The 17,341-nt window shown below is 33.5% G+C and carries 20 protein-coding genes and 5 pseudogenes; 10 read left to right on the top strand and 15 right to left on the bottom strand.

Translation table 11 applies throughout. The features are described from left to right. Positions 1-55: 55 nt before the first annotated feature. Positions 56-353, top strand: a pseudogene (locus C568_RS35045) (hypothetical protein). Positions 354-659: 306 nt separating this feature from the next. Here C568_RS35045 and C568_RS0100405 read toward each other — a convergent pair. From C568_RS0100405 to C568_RS0100390, 3 genes and pseudogenes are all read right to left on the bottom strand, one after another. Continuing rightward, complete coding sequence (locus tag C568_RS0100405; protein ID WP_018780426.1) at positions 660-854, bottom strand: hypothetical protein; 195 nt, start codon at positions 852-854, stop codon at positions 660-662. Positions 855-1,286: 432 nt separating this feature from the next. Further along, entirely contained in the window at positions 1,287-1,505 is a 219-nt protein-coding gene (locus C568_RS0100395; RefSeq protein WP_018780424.1) for a hypothetical protein, read from the bottom strand. A gap of 208 nt (positions 1,506-1,713) precedes the next feature. Beyond that, positions 1,714-1,998, bottom strand: a pseudogene (locus C568_RS0100390) (IS4 family transposase); the annotation flags it as partial. A 452-nt stretch (positions 1,999-2,450) separates the two neighbouring features. Between C568_RS0100390 and C568_RS0100385 the strand changes: the two are divergent. Continuing rightward, positions 2,451-2,864, top strand: coding sequence for a hypothetical protein (locus C568_RS0100385; RefSeq protein ID WP_231398607.1), 414 nt, complete (start codon positions 2,451-2,453; stop codon positions 2,862-2,864). Between the two features lie 350 nt (positions 2,865-3,214). Here the strand turns inward: C568_RS0100385 and C568_RS36025 are convergent, their stop codons facing one another. The 3 genes from C568_RS36025 to C568_RS36015 all read right to left on the bottom strand — a co-directional run bounded on the left by C568_RS36025 (position 3,215) and on the right by C568_RS36015 (position 4,107). Beyond that, a complete protein-coding gene (locus C568_RS36025) occupies positions 3,215-3,514 on the bottom strand; it encodes a WYL domain-containing protein (protein ID WP_018780421.1) in 300 nt (99 codons plus the stop codon). Then, positions 3,511-3,828 (bottom strand): helix-turn-helix transcriptional regulator, encoded by a 318-nt coding sequence (locus C568_RS36020; protein WP_250636978.1) that lies wholly within the window; start codon positions 3,826-3,828, stop codon positions 3,511-3,513. The genes C568_RS36025 and C568_RS36020 overlap by 4 nt, the downstream gene beginning before the upstream one ends. Before the next feature lie 144 nt (positions 3,829-3,972). Then, complete coding sequence (locus C568_RS36015; protein WP_006096861.1) at positions 3,973-4,107, bottom strand: hypothetical protein; 135 nt, start codon at positions 4,105-4,107, stop codon at positions 3,973-3,975. Between the two features lie 451 nt (positions 4,108-4,558). Between C568_RS36015 and C568_RS0100365 the strand changes: the two genes are divergently transcribed. Further along, positions 4,559-4,831 (top strand): hypothetical protein, encoded by a 273-nt coding sequence (locus tag C568_RS0100365; protein ID WP_018780419.1) that lies wholly within the window; start codon positions 4,559-4,561, stop codon positions 4,829-4,831. Positions 4,832-5,212: 381 nt separating this feature from the next. Here the strand turns inward: C568_RS0100365 and C568_RS0100360 are convergent, their stop codons facing one another. Then, positions 5,213-5,668 carry a DinB family protein gene (locus C568_RS0100360; RefSeq protein ID WP_018780418.1) on the bottom strand — a complete coding sequence of 152 codons (456 nt, stop codon included), beginning with the start codon at positions 5,666-5,668 and terminating at the stop codon, positions 5,213-5,215. Positions 5,669-5,707: 39 nt separating this feature from the next. On the opposite strand from C568_RS0100360, the gene tnpA reads away from it, so the two are divergent. From tnpA to C568_RS30285, 6 genes and pseudogenes are all read left to right on the top strand, one after another. Next, positions 5,708-6,028, top strand: a complete 321-nt coding sequence (gene tnpA, locus C568_RS0100355) for an IS66 family insertion sequence element accessory protein TnpA (RefSeq protein ID WP_018780417.1) — start codon at positions 5,708-5,710, stop codon at positions 6,026-6,028. Further along, positions 6,025-6,381 (top strand): IS66 family insertion sequence element accessory protein TnpB, encoded by a 357-nt coding sequence (gene tnpB, locus C568_RS0100350; RefSeq protein WP_018780416.1) that lies wholly within the window; start codon positions 6,025-6,027, stop codon positions 6,379-6,381. The genes tnpA and tnpB overlap by 4 nt, the downstream gene beginning before the upstream one ends. 51 nt (positions 6,382-6,432) lie before the next feature. Beyond that, on the top strand, positions 6,433-7,998 hold the full coding sequence (gene tnpC, locus C568_RS0100345; protein ID WP_018780415.1) for an IS66 family transposase: 1,566 nt from the start codon (positions 6,433-6,435) through the stop codon (positions 7,996-7,998). A 59-nt stretch (positions 7,999-8,057) separates the two neighbouring features. Beyond that, positions 8,058-8,216 (top strand): annotated as a pseudogene (locus tag C568_RS32425) (EamA family transporter); the annotation flags it as partial. Between the two features lie 18 nt (positions 8,217-8,234). Next, on the top strand, positions 8,235-9,920 hold the full coding sequence (locus C568_RS0100340; RefSeq protein ID WP_018780414.1) for a M3 family oligoendopeptidase: 1,686 nt from the start codon (positions 8,235-8,237) through the stop codon (positions 9,918-9,920). Positions 9,921-10,304: 384 nt separating this feature from the next. Next, positions 10,305-10,610 (top strand): hypothetical protein, encoded by a 306-nt coding sequence (locus tag C568_RS30285; protein ID WP_018780413.1) that lies wholly within the window; start codon positions 10,305-10,307, stop codon positions 10,608-10,610. A gap of 114 nt (positions 10,611-10,724) precedes the next feature. Here C568_RS30285 and C568_RS0100330 read toward each other — a convergent pair whose 3' ends face one another. From C568_RS0100330 to C568_RS0100300, 6 genes and pseudogenes are all read right to left on the bottom strand, one after another. Beyond that, a complete protein-coding gene (locus C568_RS0100330) occupies positions 10,725-11,315 on the bottom strand; it encodes a DUF4030 domain-containing protein (RefSeq protein WP_018780412.1) in 591 nt (196 codons plus the stop codon). 412 nt (positions 11,316-11,727) lie between these two features. Continuing rightward, complete coding sequence (locus C568_RS35040) at positions 11,728-12,273, bottom strand: hypothetical protein (protein ID WP_018780411.1); 546 nt, start codon at positions 12,271-12,273, stop codon at positions 11,728-11,730. 18 nt (positions 12,274-12,291) lie between these two features. Continuing rightward, on the bottom strand, positions 12,292-12,573 hold the full coding sequence (locus C568_RS0100320; RefSeq protein ID WP_018780410.1) for a colicin E3/pyocin S6 family cytotoxin: 282 nt from the start codon (positions 12,571-12,573) through the stop codon (positions 12,292-12,294). Next, positions 12,560-12,652: pseudogene (locus tag C568_RS36335) on the bottom strand (DinB family protein); the annotation flags it as partial. The gene C568_RS0100320 and the pseudogene C568_RS36335, both read right to left, overlap by 14 nt. Positions 12,653-12,966: 314 nt before the next feature. After that, positions 12,967-13,251, bottom strand: coding sequence for a hypothetical protein (locus C568_RS0100310; protein ID WP_018780409.1), 285 nt, complete (start codon positions 13,249-13,251; stop codon positions 12,967-12,969). A gap of 461 nt (positions 13,252-13,712) precedes the next feature. Next, complete coding sequence (locus tag C568_RS0100300; RefSeq protein ID WP_018780407.1) at positions 13,713-14,474, bottom strand: SDR family NAD(P)-dependent oxidoreductase; 762 nt, start codon at positions 14,472-14,474, stop codon at positions 13,713-13,715. Positions 14,475-14,587: 113 nt separating this feature from the next. On the opposite strand from C568_RS0100300, the gene C568_RS0100295 reads away from it, so the two are divergent. Then, positions 14,588-14,950, top strand: a complete 363-nt coding sequence (locus C568_RS0100295) for a MerR family transcriptional regulator (RefSeq protein ID WP_018780406.1) — start codon at positions 14,588-14,590, stop codon at positions 14,948-14,950. Between the two features lie 156 nt (positions 14,951-15,106). On the opposite strand, the pseudogene C568_RS36330 reads toward C568_RS0100295, so the two are convergent. Further along, positions 15,107-15,181: pseudogene (locus tag C568_RS36330) on the bottom strand (IS6 family transposase); the annotation flags it as partial. A 273-nt stretch (positions 15,182-15,454) separates the two neighbouring features. Then, positions 15,455-17,335 (bottom strand): ABC transporter permease, encoded by a 1,881-nt coding sequence (locus C568_RS0100290; protein WP_018780405.1) that lies wholly within the window; start codon positions 17,333-17,335, stop codon positions 15,455-15,457. Positions 17,336-17,341 lie beyond the last annotated feature (6 nt).

Genomic DNA, 17,341 nt, shown 5'->3' with positions numbered 1-17,341 from the left:
CTTATATTTTCCATTAAAATTAAATGAAAATTACTTTGCCAACGAAGGAGAAAACATGAAACATAACATCAATCTATGGTCCTTTATTTGTTCATTAATTTGCATCGGTTTATTCCGCTTGTATTTTGAAGTTTCGCCTGAAATGTTTAAATTTTTTATGAATTTAATACATGTCCACCCTTTATTTTTTTTTACTAGTTTTTACAATAGGAACCTTTTTTGCCGGCATTATAGGATTCTCTAAGATGAATAATTGGATAGCAATGCTTAGAAGCATAGTAACAGTTCTACTAACATTTTTATTATCTGTGTTTTTAACGCTTACTTTGGTTGTTGGATATGCATTAAGTTAAAAAGCATTCCTTAAGTATCTCCCCCTGAATAAATCTCAAAATCCCGTCCATACTGTAAGTAGGCTGATAAACAGCTATAATCCAAATCTGTAGTTCCCTAATCTCTTTCTCCCTTTCCCCTAAGGGCTAAGCAGTTAGCTTTTGCTAGCTGCTTTGTTATACAATTGGTTACATTTACCTGATGCTTCTAACGTAATATTACGTTAGAATAAAAAAGAACAAATAAAGTGAGCTGTTATACCTTCTCCCTAGCACTGTATGTACAGAGCTAGGGTTTTTGTTTTAAAACAAAATGAAATTTTTATACTAATCTTCCTCAAGTTCCGTAACAGTTAAGTAATTCCTAGGATTCTTTCTTTCTGACAATCTTCTTTGATATGCTGGTGTCTTATAGAAGTGAATCGTCTTAGGAAGCACGCCCATATGTTGAGCGCATTCCTTTATGGTACCGATACATATGAGCGATTCACCTTTATAAACGGCATATTCCTTTCGGTTCACTTTTCAACTTCCTTTTTCACATTTTCTTAACATTTGTATATTAATATATTATAAAATATATGATGTTATTTCTAATGTCGATTCATCTGACTAATTAATCATGATGTATAATATTTATCCAAAACCCTAACTCCCCCGTTAGGGTTTTGGCATTTAAATAACTATTTTGTTCAAATTTTAGATAGATGTTAATATTCTTAATAAAGGGGGTCTACTGATGAAAATTTTATGGATAAAGATTCCTTTAATTATTTTCATAGCAATTTTCCTTTTAATAACTTTATATTTTGTTGGTATGTCACTTTTTTGGAATCAGCCATAAATTAAGTACAGCAGTTAGCTTTTGCTAGCTGTTCTTTTTCTGTAAAATAACGCTTTGGTTTAATTCCCCCATCCTAATCTCTCGCTTTTTTGTATCACTTTGTTATATTTTTACATTTTTCGCAAGTGAAATAACCTCATGCCCTTCACATAGTCTTCCTTTGAATCTCTTAGCAACATAATTTCCTTTGGTCCCACTTCATGACCTAGCGAATCCACTTTCCTCGCATGAACCTCGCTATACATCGTCACACGCGTTACAGCGATATGCTGCCCAGTTTGTTTATGTGTCCAGAAACCTCTTAATCTGGCTTTCTCTTTAACTGTCATGGCTGTTCCCCCTTAGCTGATCTGTTTCTTCTTATATTTACGTGCTGGTTTCGTTGCCGCTTCGTAAGGGGGGCATCCCATGCCCATCAACTTAAGAACGGAAACAAAATGAACTTTCGTTCAAATAAACTACAACACTCTTAAAACACTTTTTATTCATTAAAAATGAGCATGCTAAATAAACCTAGATAGGTATCATTTTTAAAGATTATGCAGCTTTCTTTTGTTTTCTAAGTCCACTATACTCATAGACAACACCCATAATATCAAAGACTGTTTTCTTCTCATATCGATGAGATTTCCGCCCATTTTTCTGTAGTAAGTGGAATAGACGGATTAGAATCTTTGTTATTTCTTGGGTGTCTTTCTGTATAGCTTGATACAAGAGATATAGATAATCTTGGTTCATTCCTATCGCTTTATATTCGCTTAATTCTCTTTTCTTCTTTTGCAAAAGAAGTTGGCGCATTTTAAACATAGTAGAGGAGCACATGTTAGTTTTAAAAAATGTATTAGACTCCAACTATATGCTATAACAACTTTTCATCTCCTAAAGATTGTTACTCTACACAAAAATAGTTGTAGACTATAAATTGTTACACTGGCTTCCACCTATAAAAAATAATATAAAGTATTAGACTAAATAGCTAATATGTGATTTTCAAACGAGAAATAAGACAGTTCTAAGAACAGAAATTATATGAATAATTGATTTTAAATTCACAATAAATACACACCTATTTTGTAAAATATAACCATAATTAGAAAGGGGTGGTCTTACTGGCTAAATACAAATCATATATTGTTATAGGTTGTGTTAGCATAGGGATCTTTGTTACAGGTATCATTGGATGGAATGGAACAACTGAGGCTGTACATGAGAATAAAAATGTATCATCTTTTGAAGTTAGAGAACATGAACAAGGTATACATTGGATTTATGATTTGTATGGTATCGAAAACCAGATAGGTTTTATTAAGAAACCTATAGTTGTAAATAAAGGTGAAACATATGATTGGTTTCTATGGGGAACTGAGAAACAAATAGCTAATGAACCACTTAAAATTACCGCTATTCATCCAAATACAAAACAAGAAATTCAAATTGCAGACATAAAGCATATGAGCCACTATGATCAATCTATCCACTCTTTCTATGAAAAAACTAACTTATCCTTACTACCACTAAGCCATTTTGTTAAAAAAAACAATATAAAGCTTATTTCACATCAAGCAATAAGTATGAAATTTCCTGAGAACGGTAAATGGAATTTGTATGTTGTAATTGGGGATAAGAAACTTCCTCCTATTTCTATTGAAGTAACAAACCAAGAAGAAAAATTAACCCCTTTGAAATAGATATTTAATCGTATATACACCACCTTCAACTTCAAAATGAAGGTGGTGTATATTGAACTCTATTTCAGTCTACAACTATTTTTTAATGTAGTGTAGTGCTTTAAGAAAAAACGACAAATCCTTTCCCCCCTACTTTCTAGGCCAAGAGTAGGGGGGTATGGCGTTTTAATAGACTTTAGAAGATAACTACAATTCATTGCTAATAAGAACATCATCCATTGTAGACTTGAAATAAAGTTTGATTATTTTTAATCTATATTATGCCACAATCTTACCCTTTAGTTGAATAAATGAACAATCACCTAATGTAGCAATCATTTCTATTAGTATAAAATTAAATGCAAATTAAGCTACAAGTTATTATATTTCGTTATGATTGATTTAGCCCTTTCAATAAGCTTATTTTTTATAGAATAAGGTTCTATTATTTCCGCCTCATGTCCAATACTCCAAAGTAGGTCAACATAAAACCACTCTTCTGAAGGGGTAATATTTTTTGTTATTTTTGCGGTTCCATCTGAATTGTATTCCATATTATCTCTTAACCATGACATGCTCTCAGCTTTTCTTTTTCCCTCTTTGTTTAAATTCACTTCGAGCTTTATGGGATTAGATTCATACTCAGAATACAACCATTCTTTAACGTTCAAATGGATATTTCTGGAATGATAGTTAGAATTGATAATCGTTTTTTTATTCGATCTACTCTGAAAAGCCTTATGTCTCTTCTCATTCTACAGTAAGAGGGACAGTACCAGTATCCGTTATATACGTATAGGCCCATAGGTTCTATTTCCCTGTATATTTCATCTTCTGTTTCATATAAGATACTTACAGTTTTCTCTTCTACAGATGCATCATAAAGGTTTCTTAGCGTCCTTTCATCTACTTTAATATTTGGTTGCCACATCAAGACTTTGTCTCTAGTATTCTCAATTACATCGGAAGTTTCCTGAGGAATCATATTGAATAGTTTATTTAAAATTACTTCATACGAAGAAGAAAAAGGTGTGGAGCCAACATACTCATCAAAATTAAAAATTGTTATTTACTGATAACCTGTATGACATCCGCATCCTGTCAGCCTAATAAACTCCCGTAAATTTACTTAATCTACATTTCTTTTTGTAAATTTTAATACAGATTCTCTTGAACGTTCGATTTCATTTTTATTTTCATTATAGAACTTTGACACATACACATCTGTAGTAATTACGTCACTTACATAAATTTCATTTTCCATATCTAGTTCCTCCGAATCATTTATTTCTCTTACTTTATGTTTATATATGCAAAATGAAAAACGTAAATCAAACGAAGAAATTTTTAAAATTCATTTTTCCTAGGATTGGTTCCAGAAAAGCTATCTTTCTATTTTAAATAAGAAACATAACAAATTTGGAACATTAGATAAGTATATACGTAAGCATCAAACTGTCCCCACTTGCTGTAACTAGAAGACAATTATGTTGGATACTTGATATGGGTACCTTTTAACCAAAAACAAGGATATCAAGAAGTTCTTGCCCAAACAATCATATAACAGTGAAATTTTTGTCTAATAGTGAAGGTTTTTGGTTAGATATTACGAATATATATAATCATGAATACGACTATGAAAACTAACAATAGAAAGTTATTTACCACCCACTAAAGTATGAATAGTCATTATGGTCGAAAGGAATGGAATAGCTATGTTCGATAAAGGTAAGAATCAAACTAACGATATATTTTTTTCATATGATGTTAAGAAAGACGATAAGGTGCTTATTTATTGGTATGATAAGCTTATAAAAGTACTTTCAGGTGAAAATGCAAAGAAATTTTTATATAAAATCGAAGGTGCAGATGATGCAGAATCCCAGCTCATTATGGCTAAGCTTACCAGAAACCTTAAGCGTGGAAAGGACGAAAACACAAATACTATTGTAATAAGAGGAACTCATTATACTAGAAATAGGAATTAAGACTAATCGTAAATAGATTTTAAATAAAATTACAAAAGATGTTCAATCTCCTCAAGTATATAAATACTTAGAGGAGATTATCTCATCATTAATTGAATATTAAAATGTGGGACGATTTGACACTTACTTAAAATATCGCATTTGTGTTTCTCCTTACTCTTTTTTTCTAGAGTGTAGTCTCATTTAGAAAACTTTGCAACAGAACCCCTAAAAGAATATAGGTCGAGAGCAAAAAACCACCTGTTTTAACAGGCGGTGTCTCTTCACATAATAGTGTTCAACTCTTCTTACAACTTTCCATTCCCCTCAAAATCCACTTAATATCCGCAATATAACTATATTGAATCAATTCAAAGGAAAGGGTTCCACCCATAACCTTGTTTAGACCGGATATCCGCCTGTTGGCGGTGGCCAAGCACTAAATAATCTGCGAGTCAGCACAATTTCTCCTAAATGGTAGGAGTTGTGAGATGCAATATTGCGTAGCACACCGCCCGGGGTTTCACCAGGCCATTTCTCCAATGGTTTGTCCAATTGAACAGTTTGGGCAATCGTGCATGCCTGTTCAATCCCTTGAAGAAAATAATGAATAATTTGTTTCCACTCTTCCTCACTGCCAGGACATTCTTCTTCAGGCCAGCTCTCTTTCACATGGGCAGGCAATGCAGGCTTCTCCCCCTGAGCGGATAATAAGAGAAAATCTTGCCAGTATGTCATGTGTTTCACTAATTGATAAATAGAATAAGGCAGTTCCTCTCTGCGTTTTCCCGCAAGCGCCAAGTCTATATCCGACGTAAGCGTCAAATATTCCCCACCTATAATTTGTAAATAACCCATGAGATAATCTCCTTACATAATACATGTGGAGGTTTTTTTATGAAAAGACACCTAGTAAAGAAAGAATGGGAAACTTATATTCAAGACTATAAAAACAGTGGATTATCAAAAGTTTCCTGGTGTCAAAAACAGAACCTACCAGTTCATCGGCTATATTACTGGTTGAAAAAATTATCACCTGAAACGGAAGATCACAATAAAAATGAGCGTGTGAATTGGGTTTCTATGAATGTCCCTGTCGTAGAAGAAAACATACAAGCCACCATTCGAATTCATATTCAAGAAGCAACCATTGAATTAGATGTGCCTTTTACTCCACAAGTGCTCCTACAAGTGATGCAAGCGGTGAAACAACAATGATTTCCGAAATCGCAATTGAAAAAGTATATCTTGCACAAGGGGCAACAGATTTACGTAAATCAATTGATGGACTAGCGGCTATTGTAAAAGAAGAATTTGAGTTAGACCCCTTTTCTTCTTGTTTATTTGTTTTTTGTAATCGCTCACGCGATAAACTAAAAATTCTTGTTTGGGAACATAATGGTTTCTGGTTGCACTATCGCAGATTGGAAAAGGGAACGTTTTACTGGCCAACTGGGCATCCAAGTGTGCCACTTACCATATCAAGACGACAACTGAGATGGCTTCTTGATGGATTGGCTTTTCAACAAAAACAAGGGCATCAAGCCGTACACGCGAGAACCATTCTATAAAAATCATATATGCAAAAGGAATTTGGATAATTTTATCGAATTTATTTATCTATGAAAACAACACTTTCCCATTCAAATCAACCCACAATTGAATCACTTCAAGCTCAAGTAGAGGAACTCACGGCAAAGGTGAGATGGTATGAAGAACAATTTCGTCTCAGTCAACAAAAACGGTTTGGTACGTCTAGCGAAAAAACACCTAATAATCAACTCGCTTTAGAACTGTTTAATGAGGCTGAGAAAGAAAGTGATTCTGAAACCCCTGAACCAGCTGCTGAAACGATCACCTATCGTCGTAAGAAGAAACGCGGTCATAGGGATGAGTCTGTCCAAAACCTTCCGGTTGAAACGATTGAATATCGTTTACCTAATGAGGAGAAGGTTTGTTCGTGCTGTGGTGGTGCTTTGCATGAGATGAGTGTGGAAGTCCGAAAGGAACTGACGATTGTTCCTGCGGAAGTAAAGGTGACGGAACATAAGAGATATGTGTACGCTTGTCGTAAGTGTGAATTAGATGAGGTGTCCACACCGATTGTAACGGCCAAGATGCCAGCACCAGCCTTTCCTAAAAGTATCGCTTCTCCATCGATTATGGCGTATATTATGTCACAAAAATATGTAGAAGGATTGCCTCTTTATCGTCAGGAAAAGCATTTTGAACGAATGGGGATCTTCTTATCACGACAAACGATGGGAAATTGGTTATTATATGGGGCTGATCGATGGTTAGCGGTTTTGTATGAAAGGATGCATGAACATCTACTTACTCGAACCATTCTTCATGCGGACGAAACAACCTTCCAAGTCTTACGAGAACCTGGGCGGGCCGCAACAACCAAGTCTTATCTGTGGTTATACCGTACAGGACGAGAGGATATCCCTATTGTTGTCTATGACTATCAACCCACAAGAGCAGGGGAGCATCCGAAACGTTTTTTAACTGGTTTTCAAGGGTATTTACAAGTAGATGGATATAGTGGTTACCATCAAGTACCGGATGTCACCCTTGTGGGATGTTGGGCGCATGCCAGACGGAAGTTTGATGAAGCCTTAAAAGCTTTGCCTGATTCACAGAAGGGGAAAAAAGTGAAGGCGAGCGAAGGTTTACACTTCTGTAATCAACTCTATTCAATTGAAAGGAAGCTCAAACATGTCAACCCTACGGAGCGATATGAGCAGCGACTTGAAAAAAGCAGGCCCATTCTGGACCTTTTTTCGGCATGGCTTTATGAACAGAAAGATCGTGTTTTACCAAAAAGTGCGCTAGGAAAGGCCATCACTTATTGTTTGAATCAATGGAATCATCTTGAAGCCTTTTTATTAGACGGTCATTTAGAAATTGATAACAACAGAAGTGAACGTTCTATTAAACCGTTTGTAATCGGGAGAAAAAATTGGATGTTCTCAAATACACCGCGAGGTGCTAGAGGAAGTGCCATCATGTATAGTGTGGTTGAAACCGCAAAAGAGAACAATCTAAGTCCTTATCATTATCTTCGTTATTTGTTTGAAACGCTACCCAATATCGATTTAAACAATAAAGAAGAAATTGATAAAGTCTTGCCGTGGTCAACGGATTTACCGTCTAGATGTAGAGTGCCGAAAAAAGTGAAGTAAACAAAAAATAACTCCAAAATCAACTTTTATTGTATATTTTAGAGTTACTTTACGTTTACCTTATCACGATTATTGCAGGGGTATTATTCTTACACGAACAAATCGAATACTATCATATCATTGGCGCCATAATGATTGTTCTTGGTATAGTAGGTACAAACTTTTTGGGTAAAAAAGGAATTCGTAATAACGAAAAGAATATCTCTATTAGTAAATAAAAAAGTGAGGGATAGTTCATGCAGCAGGCAATGCCTATTAATATTAGTAATATAGATGAATTAACAAAAGAATTGGATGTACTATTAAATGTACCAATATCTTCTAGCCAAGAACTTGAGAATTGGTTAATACAACAATCACAGACTTTAAATTCTATTAATGAGCAACTCATGCAACATTATATTGCCTTTCAACGAAATACCAATGATATAGAGGTTAAAAAATGTTTTGATTTTGATCAAAAACACATACAGCCTATATTAAAACGTTATAAAAGTCTACTAGATCAAAAATATTATGATTCACCCTATCATTCACAGTTAGATCCTTCTCAGTTTGGATTCTTAGATACAAAAATTCAAAACACTAGAGAACTTTTTAATGAAGAAAATATTAGTTTAGAGGTTACTGAAGATGAGTTAATAACAAGATATTTTGAAATCACTGGTAACCTCTCTTCTATGTGGGATGGTGAAGAAGTAAACCTTTCTGAATTAAGAATATATTTACAGGATTCCGATCGAAACATTCGTCAAAGAGCGATGACTGCTATCTCTGAAAAGTTTTTATCCGTAGAGAATGAAATTCAAGAAATCTTAAATCAGTTGATTGTACTTCGAACAAAAAAAGCTAGGAACGTTGGTTTAACGAATTATCGTGACTACATGTTTAAAAAATACGAGCGTTTCGATTATACGGCCGAACAATGTATTGAATTCGCTGAATCTATTTGTAAATACGTTGTGCCGCTTCAAGAAAAAATGCATAAAGAATTACAGGAAAAGCTTGGGGTAGATACATTACGTCCATGGGATATACATGCTGTACCTGCAGATCATAAACCTTTACAACCTGTAAAAAATGAAAATGAATTAATAGAAAAAAGCAAAACACTTTTCGCAGAAATTGATTCAAGTTTTTCATCTCTTCTAGAAAAAACGCATAACTATTTAGATTTAGAAAGTAGGAAAGGAAAAGCACCTGGAGGATTCTGCGAGTACTTGCCCGCCTCTAAACAATCATTTATTTTTATGAATTTAACGCAAACACAAGCCGACGTTGTTGTTTTCTTACATGAAATGGGCCACTGTATTCATCATGATTTAATGAAAGATATTCCTATACATCAATATCAGCATTTACCAATGGAGACTGCTGAATTGGCAAGTATGACAATGGAACTATTTACAATGGACAACTGGAATGTTTTTTATAGTAATAAAGAAGAGCTTAAACAAGCTAAGGAAGAACAATTAACACAAATTATAGAGTATTTACCAATTACTCTTATCATTGATCAATTTCAACACTGGTTATATGAGAATCCTAATCATACTATCGAAGAACGAAATGCTAAGTTTATCGAACTCTCTGCAATATATAATTCAAATTTAGTAAATACAGATGGATATGAAAATTGGATCGTCGCACAATGGTTATCTGTACTGCATATTTTTGAAGTACCTTTCTATTATATTGAGTATGCAATTGCACAAATTGGTGCCTTACAAATGTATAAAAATTATAAAGAAAACCCTCAGAAAACGCTACAAAACTATAAAAATGCTTTATCTTTAGGTAGTTCTAAATCTGTAAAAACAGTATATGAAGCTGCTGGAATTCGATTTGACTTTTCTGGTGAAACAATAAAAGAATTAATGTGTTTTGTAGAGAAGGAATTAGAGTTACTAGAAAAAATATAAGTAATTAAGAATACGTTTCACTTAATTATTTACTCTTTACTAAATAAAAGACTCTATTTTGAAATTATTTTTTTCAAAAATAGAGTCTTAGTTTATCACTATAAGTTTACATAATAACATTATACTTTTTTTAAGACGATGATTTACAAGGACTATTTCCAACTGGCAACTACACTTTTATGAAACCATAAAGAATTTTACAGTTATAGAACGGTATAAAAAATATTTTCAGCCTGAATCTATTAAAAGGTGGTTAGTTAAATTTGTGTCCATGAATAAAGAAACAGAATTAAATTCCATTTTGAAGCTAAAGACTGGGTTGCCTACCTCCTACATGATTTTTATTTTCGGCTTACAAATAAAACAGAGCTTACTCCTCTTGCTATGAATGTTCATAATTTTGGATATATGGAATTTAGTAACTATCAGTGGATTGATGATGGCACATCATTTTACCTACCTCAAAGTGTACAGGTAGAACCAAAAACTAAGACTACTGGATTGGCAGTACAAATATATCATAATAGTAAGCTTCATAAAGAATATAGAGTTAAAGGTTCCTTTTCGGGTGGATTAAACATTCCTATTTCTCACCTTTTAACTGGTTCTGGTAATTATTATGAACTTAAACTTAAGAATTATGGCGGGGGAACTATATATCTCTATGGTGGACAAGTATATTATAAATAATACAATCTCTTAAATTTAATAGTTATATACAAATAAAAAAGACTGGGTATCCAGTCTTTTTTACTTGTATATAACTATTAATACTAAGTTTCCTATATCCTGTTCACAGATTTGTTAGTTGATTCTTTGATTATCTTGACTATAAACTTCAATAGTATATAAATCATTTTCAATCCATTTTCGTGCTTGCGGTGTTTTAAGTAAATTATCAATTTCTTTCTCAATCTTCTTTCCAAATTCTTTAGCCCCTGCATCAGTACTATTTATAGGGGTATATATAGCAAACGGAATAGGTTGGTTCAGTTCTATATAAGCCCGCATTGAAAAACCTTTGTATTCTTTTTTATGGAACAATTCTTCAAGAATATAACTGTAAATTTCGTCCCATCTGTTCTCTATTTTTACGATATCCATATTTCTTTGACTAACATTAATAGTATATGGTCTAATATCTTGATTCTTTAGCTTAGTGTTAATCTCTTTTTTTACCTTACTTGTATTTACAGTATCAGCTATTTCTAGGTCTACAACTCTCGCTTTATCATCCACAGACGAACTGAGAAAATCTTTTTTATTCACTGTATTCCTAACAGTATCCATAACTTTTGAACCTTCACTTTTTGCTTCTTCTATATCGCTCTGTTGGCAGGCACTTAATAAAGTGGCTAATAAAAGAGGTAACAATAACCCTTTTCCTTTATTCATCCCAATCTCCTTTCCAGTGATTCCTTGTTATATATTTGAGTCGTATCTGAGCCTAGATTATAAAGAAAATACTTCAAGTGTAATTGATCTAACTTCTATTTTCATATTGAATTAGGTATTCTCCAAAACAAACGAAAAACCTTCACCTCATTTTGGGGGTTATTTTACTTTGCTATTAACTGAATTTGAAAAATATCCGATTCTTTTAGACCTAGAACTCTCATCTCCTCTTTAAACGTTCGCCAAGATTCAACTTTAATGGATTTGGTACTTCTATCCCTTAATGGGGTACGGAAACGATTCTAGGTATGAGGGATCACTTTGGAAAAATATTCAGCAAAAAAAGTCGTAGGAACTATCTACGACTTTTTTACTAAACCTTGCTAACTATTAATTGCAATTTAAAACCTCATTAATCTGGGCAAACATCCAAAATATCATGAAAAATGGCATACTCTACAGTTACTTGAGGACCAAAAAAGGTTACACCTTCTGGAAATTGAACGCCTTCAACAACTTCATTTATTTCTGCATACGATAAATCTGTATAACCACCTAATTTTAAAGTTTTATTTATCATTTGTTCCAGTTCTAACTGTTGAAAAGTATATGGTTGTACATCATATCCAGTCAGTGTAGACATTACTAAGTTCTCATCTGGACTTTCAATTTCAAACTCATGTTGTAAGTAAAAAACAGGCAATAGTTTAGAAACTAGTAAGGTACTGCTATAAGTGCTTGAAAATCCGTTTTTTTCAAATTTTGGAAAATCAAACATAAATTTTGCAGATGGCCATGTATTGTCACTATTCACATCTGTAACATTTATTTCGCTCTTATTTAAATACATATTTAATTCTGAAGGTAATTGAAATATTTCTTTACATTTTAATAAATAATTTTCTATATCTTGTTTTTCATAGTACTTTTTTATCGTGTTATTTAATAATTCTTTCATAATATAGCTCCCATGCAGTTAACTCATTTTTAAATCGTGTCCACCTGATTTATCAGCTGGTTTTGTTGAGTTTAAATTAAAATCTATCTCGCCTTGATGCTTACCCTTTTTATTAACAACTTCAAATCTACCATGTTGTGTATCTAAAGCATAATATGTATCTGTTTTTGCATCATAATAAACATCCCTTTTATTCAGTTTAGTTCTTTTTGAATCTTTTTTCCATCCGTTTTTTGAGGCAATGTCTTTGGATGTTTCTTTTATTAAAGCTATTTTTTCATTTACTATCCGACAAAGCATTCTTGATAGGAAGATGTCCTCGTTCTCCTCTTAACGATTTTACTAATGCCTCGCTAAACGCTTTATTTGATTGCTCCATAATAACCGACTCCCATCCTGTTTTATTTTCTAATTTGCTGATTTTATGGTTCCGTCTCTTTTATATGCACTAAATATATTATAGAAGATTTACGACCATTAAGAGAAAACAAAATAAGAAAAAAGCTATATTTTAAATTATTCTACTGTTTGAAATGGCTTTGTCTGAATTGCTTTCATCATTTTCATACGAGTAAATCGCTCATCTAAATTATTTTCAAGTATCCCATTCATGATGTGTTTCCGCAATCATTGGCTTATTCACAGCAGACATACCTTCCCATTCAAAATCTACAGAAACATTTATCGTGTTATTTACATTTTCTGTAACTGAAAATTTTCCGGATAATGTCCGCTTTGTTTTACTTGGTTAGAAATGGTTGCTAACCATTCATTAAACCCTTTTAATGTATTAACTTTAGAAGTCGTACTTAAATTTAACTCAATTTGATCTGCTAATAGTTCTTTGAATTTGTCACTGTTCACAGATGCTGTTTTCATTAAATATAACCAGTAATGCATAAATGATTTTGCTCTATTTTCTGCATAGGCAGATTTAAATTGTGGATTTTCTACAGTACCTGTTGGTTCTAAATGCACCTTTGTAAAAAGAGGTAATTCGTTATCTCGAAGTTTCAGAATTGCTGAATAATGAATCAGCTTTATCTACTATTATCTGGACGTATATTTTGATAAAGAATATTAGCTTCTAATGAAAGTTCCTCATCGTTCAACTGATTGATGTGTTTTCAACATGATGCGCATTTTTCCATCCTTCAAACATTTTTAATCTGTCTACTAAACCAATTTTACCTTTCGAAGTTCCAGCTTGATAAAATTTCAATTTCATCCTCTAAAATGTCTAACTGATTTTCTAGACGAGCTTTGTTAAGCGAAACTTCATATACTTGATACCAACGATAATATTGTGTTAAAGCTAAATGATTATTTTTAATATATCTATCGTAAATGCAAAAGATTTACTAGAATTACCGCCACATTTTAACGAAAATATACGCTAAGGAACTATCGGCTTTTTGTTATGTTTGGATTTTAAAAGACTAGTTTCTTGTCCGCGTCACATACGGATAAATCGGATCTCTTAATTCGAAGTCATACGTTTCTCCATTCACAATTCCTACCACCTTCTCACTGTCATATAAATCCAGTAAGAAACCGGCCATTTCTTCAGCTGTATGGAACTTTGGAACAATACCATCATATTCAAAATTATCAACATCATAGGAGCGTTTCGCAAATTCGGTCTCTGTTGCAGCAGGAGCCAAGACTTTTGCTTGCATGGCTGCTCCTTTTCCTTTCAATTCTTGTGCAAGCCCTTCTGTAAAGGCACTTACATAGAACTTTGTCGCGCAGTAGGTCACAGCATCGGCAACAATCAGATATCCTCCTCCTGAAGAAATATTGATGATTTGCGTTTCTTTAACATCTGCATAGTCACGCACATAAAGAGAGGACAACAAGGTTAAGGCTTCAATATTCAAATGAAGCATCGTCCCAATCTTATTTAAATTTTGTTCCCCAACGGAAGCAAAGTTTCCAAATCCAGCATTGTTGATCCAGGTCTCGATCTGATAGTCCTGAAGACTTTCATAGAATGCATAAACATTTGTGGTAACAGATAAATCAACAGTTCGAATGACAACATCCAGGTCTGCGTTAACGTCAGCCACTTTTGATTTTAGCTTTTCCAATTCCTCCGTTCTGCGAGCAGCTATGATTAAGTTTTTTCCGCGAGCCGCAAAAGCAAGAGCCGTTTCATACCCAATTCCTGAACTGGCACCCGTAATAACTGTATATTTCATATAAATCCCTCCTGAATTTTATCCAATTGATTTTATTGTGAACGAACTATGAGTTGATTATAATGATTAGAGTTAACTCTAAGTCAAGAAAAAAATTAATCTGGAGGTTTCTTATGCACACCATTGGTGAAGTGGCTAAAATTTTAGGGATAAGTACACATACATTGCGGTATTACGAAAAGGAAAAAATTATAACTCCGGTTCGTGATGCCAGCGGAGACAGGCGATATAACGATTCACATATTAAATGGCTACAATTTGTTATCAAGTTAAAAGAAACACAAATGCCTATCGCGAAAATAAAGAAGTATGCTTCATTAGTTTTAGAAGGAGAACATACTACACTAGAGCGATTAAGCCTTTTAGAAGAACATAAAGACGCTATTAAGAAACAAATCAGAACATTAAAAGCTGCAGATGAGATGCTTGAATATAAAATTGCCGCTTATAAAGATTTCATCAGTAAACGAGATTAGATGCAGGCTCTATAAGGGTAATCACCACATCTCCATGGGGTAGAAGGAGCATCCAACGATTTTGGAGTAATCATCTGTCCAATAAATATAAAAATTGAGGGTTCTGTTGCAAAGTTTGAAAAAAGCATAAACAGGTTGGTAAATGAGGAACAATGTTTAGGAAGTAGCCAGTAATTGTTGAAGTTCATTGTACGTTGAAAAGACGGAGTCTCTTTGAAAACTTCGCATTTGTGTTTCTCCTTACTCTTTTTTTCTAGAGTGTGGTCTTATTTAGAAAACTTTGCAACAGAACCTGTTTCGGATATTGGGAATATTCCATTAGAAGCACATTGAAATAACTAAGCCTATGTGGAGCCTTAGTTTAAGGAGAAATAAGAGGTAAGTACATATTTAACATAACTAATATGTACTTACCTTTATTTTTTGAGGATTTTTAACTTTTAGGTCTTGATAATGAAAGTAAGCGTGTTTTTTCATTCTGCCAGTAAATTATCTCATTCATTATTACTTTGAAACTTGTTCTTTTGGCAAAACCATTCCTTTATATAGTTGCACCGTTATCCAGTAATATACAACATAAATAATAAGAAAAATTCCAATTGGCATCCACACTTTTACAAACGGATCAACTAAGAAGAGGCGGAACAAGTTAAGTCCTACTAAAATATGTGAAATACCAATGATAGCCGGGAAGATAAAGAGATATGAAATTTCTTTATAGATACTACGCGACAACATACTACGGCGTACTCCAATTTTTCGAAGCATTTCATAGCGACGTACATCACGAGAAGCTCCTGTTAAAATTTTAAACATAAGAGAGCTCGCCATCATAGCTAAGAATGCAACTCCAAGGAAGAACCCCATAAACATCGTACCGCTCATGAAACTATTCATAAATTGGTAAGTTGTCATTTTTGTATATAATTCTACTTTTCCGCCTTTTGCTTTTTCTACTAACTCTTTTTGTCGTTGATCAATATCTATTAACAACGGTTTATATTTTTGTAAGTCATCCACTTGCACTAGCGTGACACTATGTTCTGTTCCTTGAATGTTTTTATAATGGTCCTTATCTGCAATTCGAACAGGTTTCCCGTTGAATTGATTGTGTGTAACTTGAACTTCTCTTATGATTGCATCATTCCAATCACTTGGCATATGTGGAAGTTTACTTGCTGCCTCAGGTGCTTCCATAGATGTATAAAGAGGTTCCGTTAATGGTTCTTTTACACGTTTACGTACAGGCTCTTTGACATTCTTTGTATCTTGATGATCAGAAATGAGTGGTGGCTTTGTAGTTAAATCTTCTCGTAAATAATAGACTGCTTCCCCGTCCACTTTATATTTATAAGTTCGTTGCTCTTCAATTTTCATTTGTTTTAATGCCGCTATATCTTTTTCATTCGGATCATGAATTGTCGCATCATAGACTCGAGAAAAATCCGTCATAATACCAACATTTTTTTGAAAAGCCATTCCAGCTGTCATCGCCCCTGCACCAAGTGCAATTAGCATCGCGACAGTCCCAAGTACCCGAGATAAACTATTTATTCGAAAACGAAGCTGAGCATATGTAAAACTATTTAAACCTGTTTCATTTCGTTTTTTGTTGCTTTTTAACTTTGTTACAAACAATGGTAACAATGAACTAAAAATAAAATATGTCCCTATCGTTGTAGCACCCGTTGCTAGTATAAATCCTATTTCACGTAACTTGTCTATATTCAGTATAGAATAGTATCCTGTTCCTAACAGTAACACTCCCATTACAGTAAAAATGATAACACGACGTTTACTCTTTCCTATTGTATCTTGTGTTTCATCTTCACGAAGTAGCTCAAGTTCAGTTTGACGCAATAACCGTATACTATTGATAAATCCAGTAATAATAAATAAGACCAAGAAGAATCCACATGTAACAAGAACTGCAGGTATATAAAATGGTGCATAGCCTTTCGCCGAAATTTCTAAACCATTCATTAAAAAATTCCCCGCTGCACTTGCTAGTAATATTCCTACAATAATCCCAATAATAATGCTGATAATTCCCATACCGAATGTTTCGATAAATAATAACTGAGCAACTTTTTTCTTCTTTGCACCGAGCATCATATACATACCAAGCTCTTTCCTGCGCAATGTAAGTAAAAAGGAATTCGCATATACGATATAAAAGACCGTAATGAAGGAAAGTAAGACAGCACCAACCCAAAATACAAGGCGAATACTATTAATCATACTATTATCTTTTGTAAATTGGCTGTTAATCGCCATCGTTTGAAACATATAGAAAATACTGATACTAATGACAAGACCAACAAGCAAAACAAGATAGTCCTTTAACATTTTTTTCATACTATGACGTGATAATTTCAATAACATGATCTC

Source organism: Bacillus sp. 95MFCvi2.1 (assembly GCF_000374965.1).
Classification (GTDB): Bacteria; Bacillota; Bacilli; order Bacillales; family Bacillaceae_G; genus Bacillus_A; species Bacillus_A pseudomycoides.
This window is presented reverse-complemented; position numbering and strand designations above follow the sequence as displayed.

Coding starts and splice junctions, on each gene's coding strand:
- C568_RS0100300 (WP_018780407.1), bottom strand. CDS start 14,474: ATGAAATATACAGTTATTACGGGTGCCAGTTCAGGAATTGGGTATGAA.
- tnpC (WP_018780415.1), top strand. CDS start 6,433: ATGAAAACAACACTTTCCCATTCAAATCAACCCACAATTGAATCACTT.
- C568_RS36020 (WP_250636978.1), bottom strand. CDS start 3,828: ATGATTCCTCAGGAAACTTCCGATGTAATTGAGAATACTAGAGACAAA.
- tnpA (WP_018780417.1), top strand. CDS start 5,708: ATGAAAAGACACCTAGTAAAGAAAGAATGGGAAACTTATATTCAAGAC.
- C568_RS36015 (WP_006096861.1), bottom strand. CDS start 4,107: ATGGAAAATGAAATTTATGTAAGTGACGTAATTACTACAGATGTGTAT.
- tnpB (WP_018780416.1), top strand. CDS start 6,025: ATGATTTCCGAAATCGCAATTGAAAAAGTATATCTTGCACAAGGGGCA.
- C568_RS30285 (WP_018780413.1), top strand. CDS start 10,305: ATGAATGTTCATAATTTTGGATATATGGAATTTAGTAACTATCAGTGG.
- C568_RS0100295 (WP_018780406.1), top strand. CDS start 14,588: ATGCACACCATTGGTGAAGTGGCTAAAATTTTAGGGATAAGTACACAT.
- C568_RS0100395 (WP_018780424.1), bottom strand. CDS start 1,505: ATGACAGTTAAAGAGAAAGCCAGATTAAGAGGTTTCTGGACACATAAA.
- C568_RS35040 (WP_018780411.1), bottom strand. CDS start 12,273: ATGAAAGAATTATTAAATAACACGATAAAAAAGTACTATGAAAAACAA.
- C568_RS0100320 (WP_018780410.1), bottom strand. CDS start 12,573: ATGCTTTGTCGGATAGTAAATGAAAAAATAGCTTTAATAAAAGAAACA.
- C568_RS0100360 (WP_018780418.1), bottom strand. CDS start 5,668: ATGGGTTATTTACAAATTATAGGTGGGGAATATTTGACGCTTACGTCG.
- C568_RS0100290 (WP_018780405.1), bottom strand. CDS start 17,335: ATGTTATTGAAATTATCACGTCATAGTATGAAAAAAATGTTAAAGGAC.
- C568_RS0100340 (WP_018780414.1), top strand. CDS start 8,235: ATGCAGCAGGCAATGCCTATTAATATTAGTAATATAGATGAATTAACA.
- C568_RS0100365 (WP_018780419.1), top strand. CDS start 4,559: ATGTTCGATAAAGGTAAGAATCAAACTAACGATATATTTTTTTCATAT.
- C568_RS0100330 (WP_018780412.1), bottom strand. CDS start 11,315: ATGAATAAAGGAAAAGGGTTATTGTTACCTCTTTTATTAGCCACTTTA.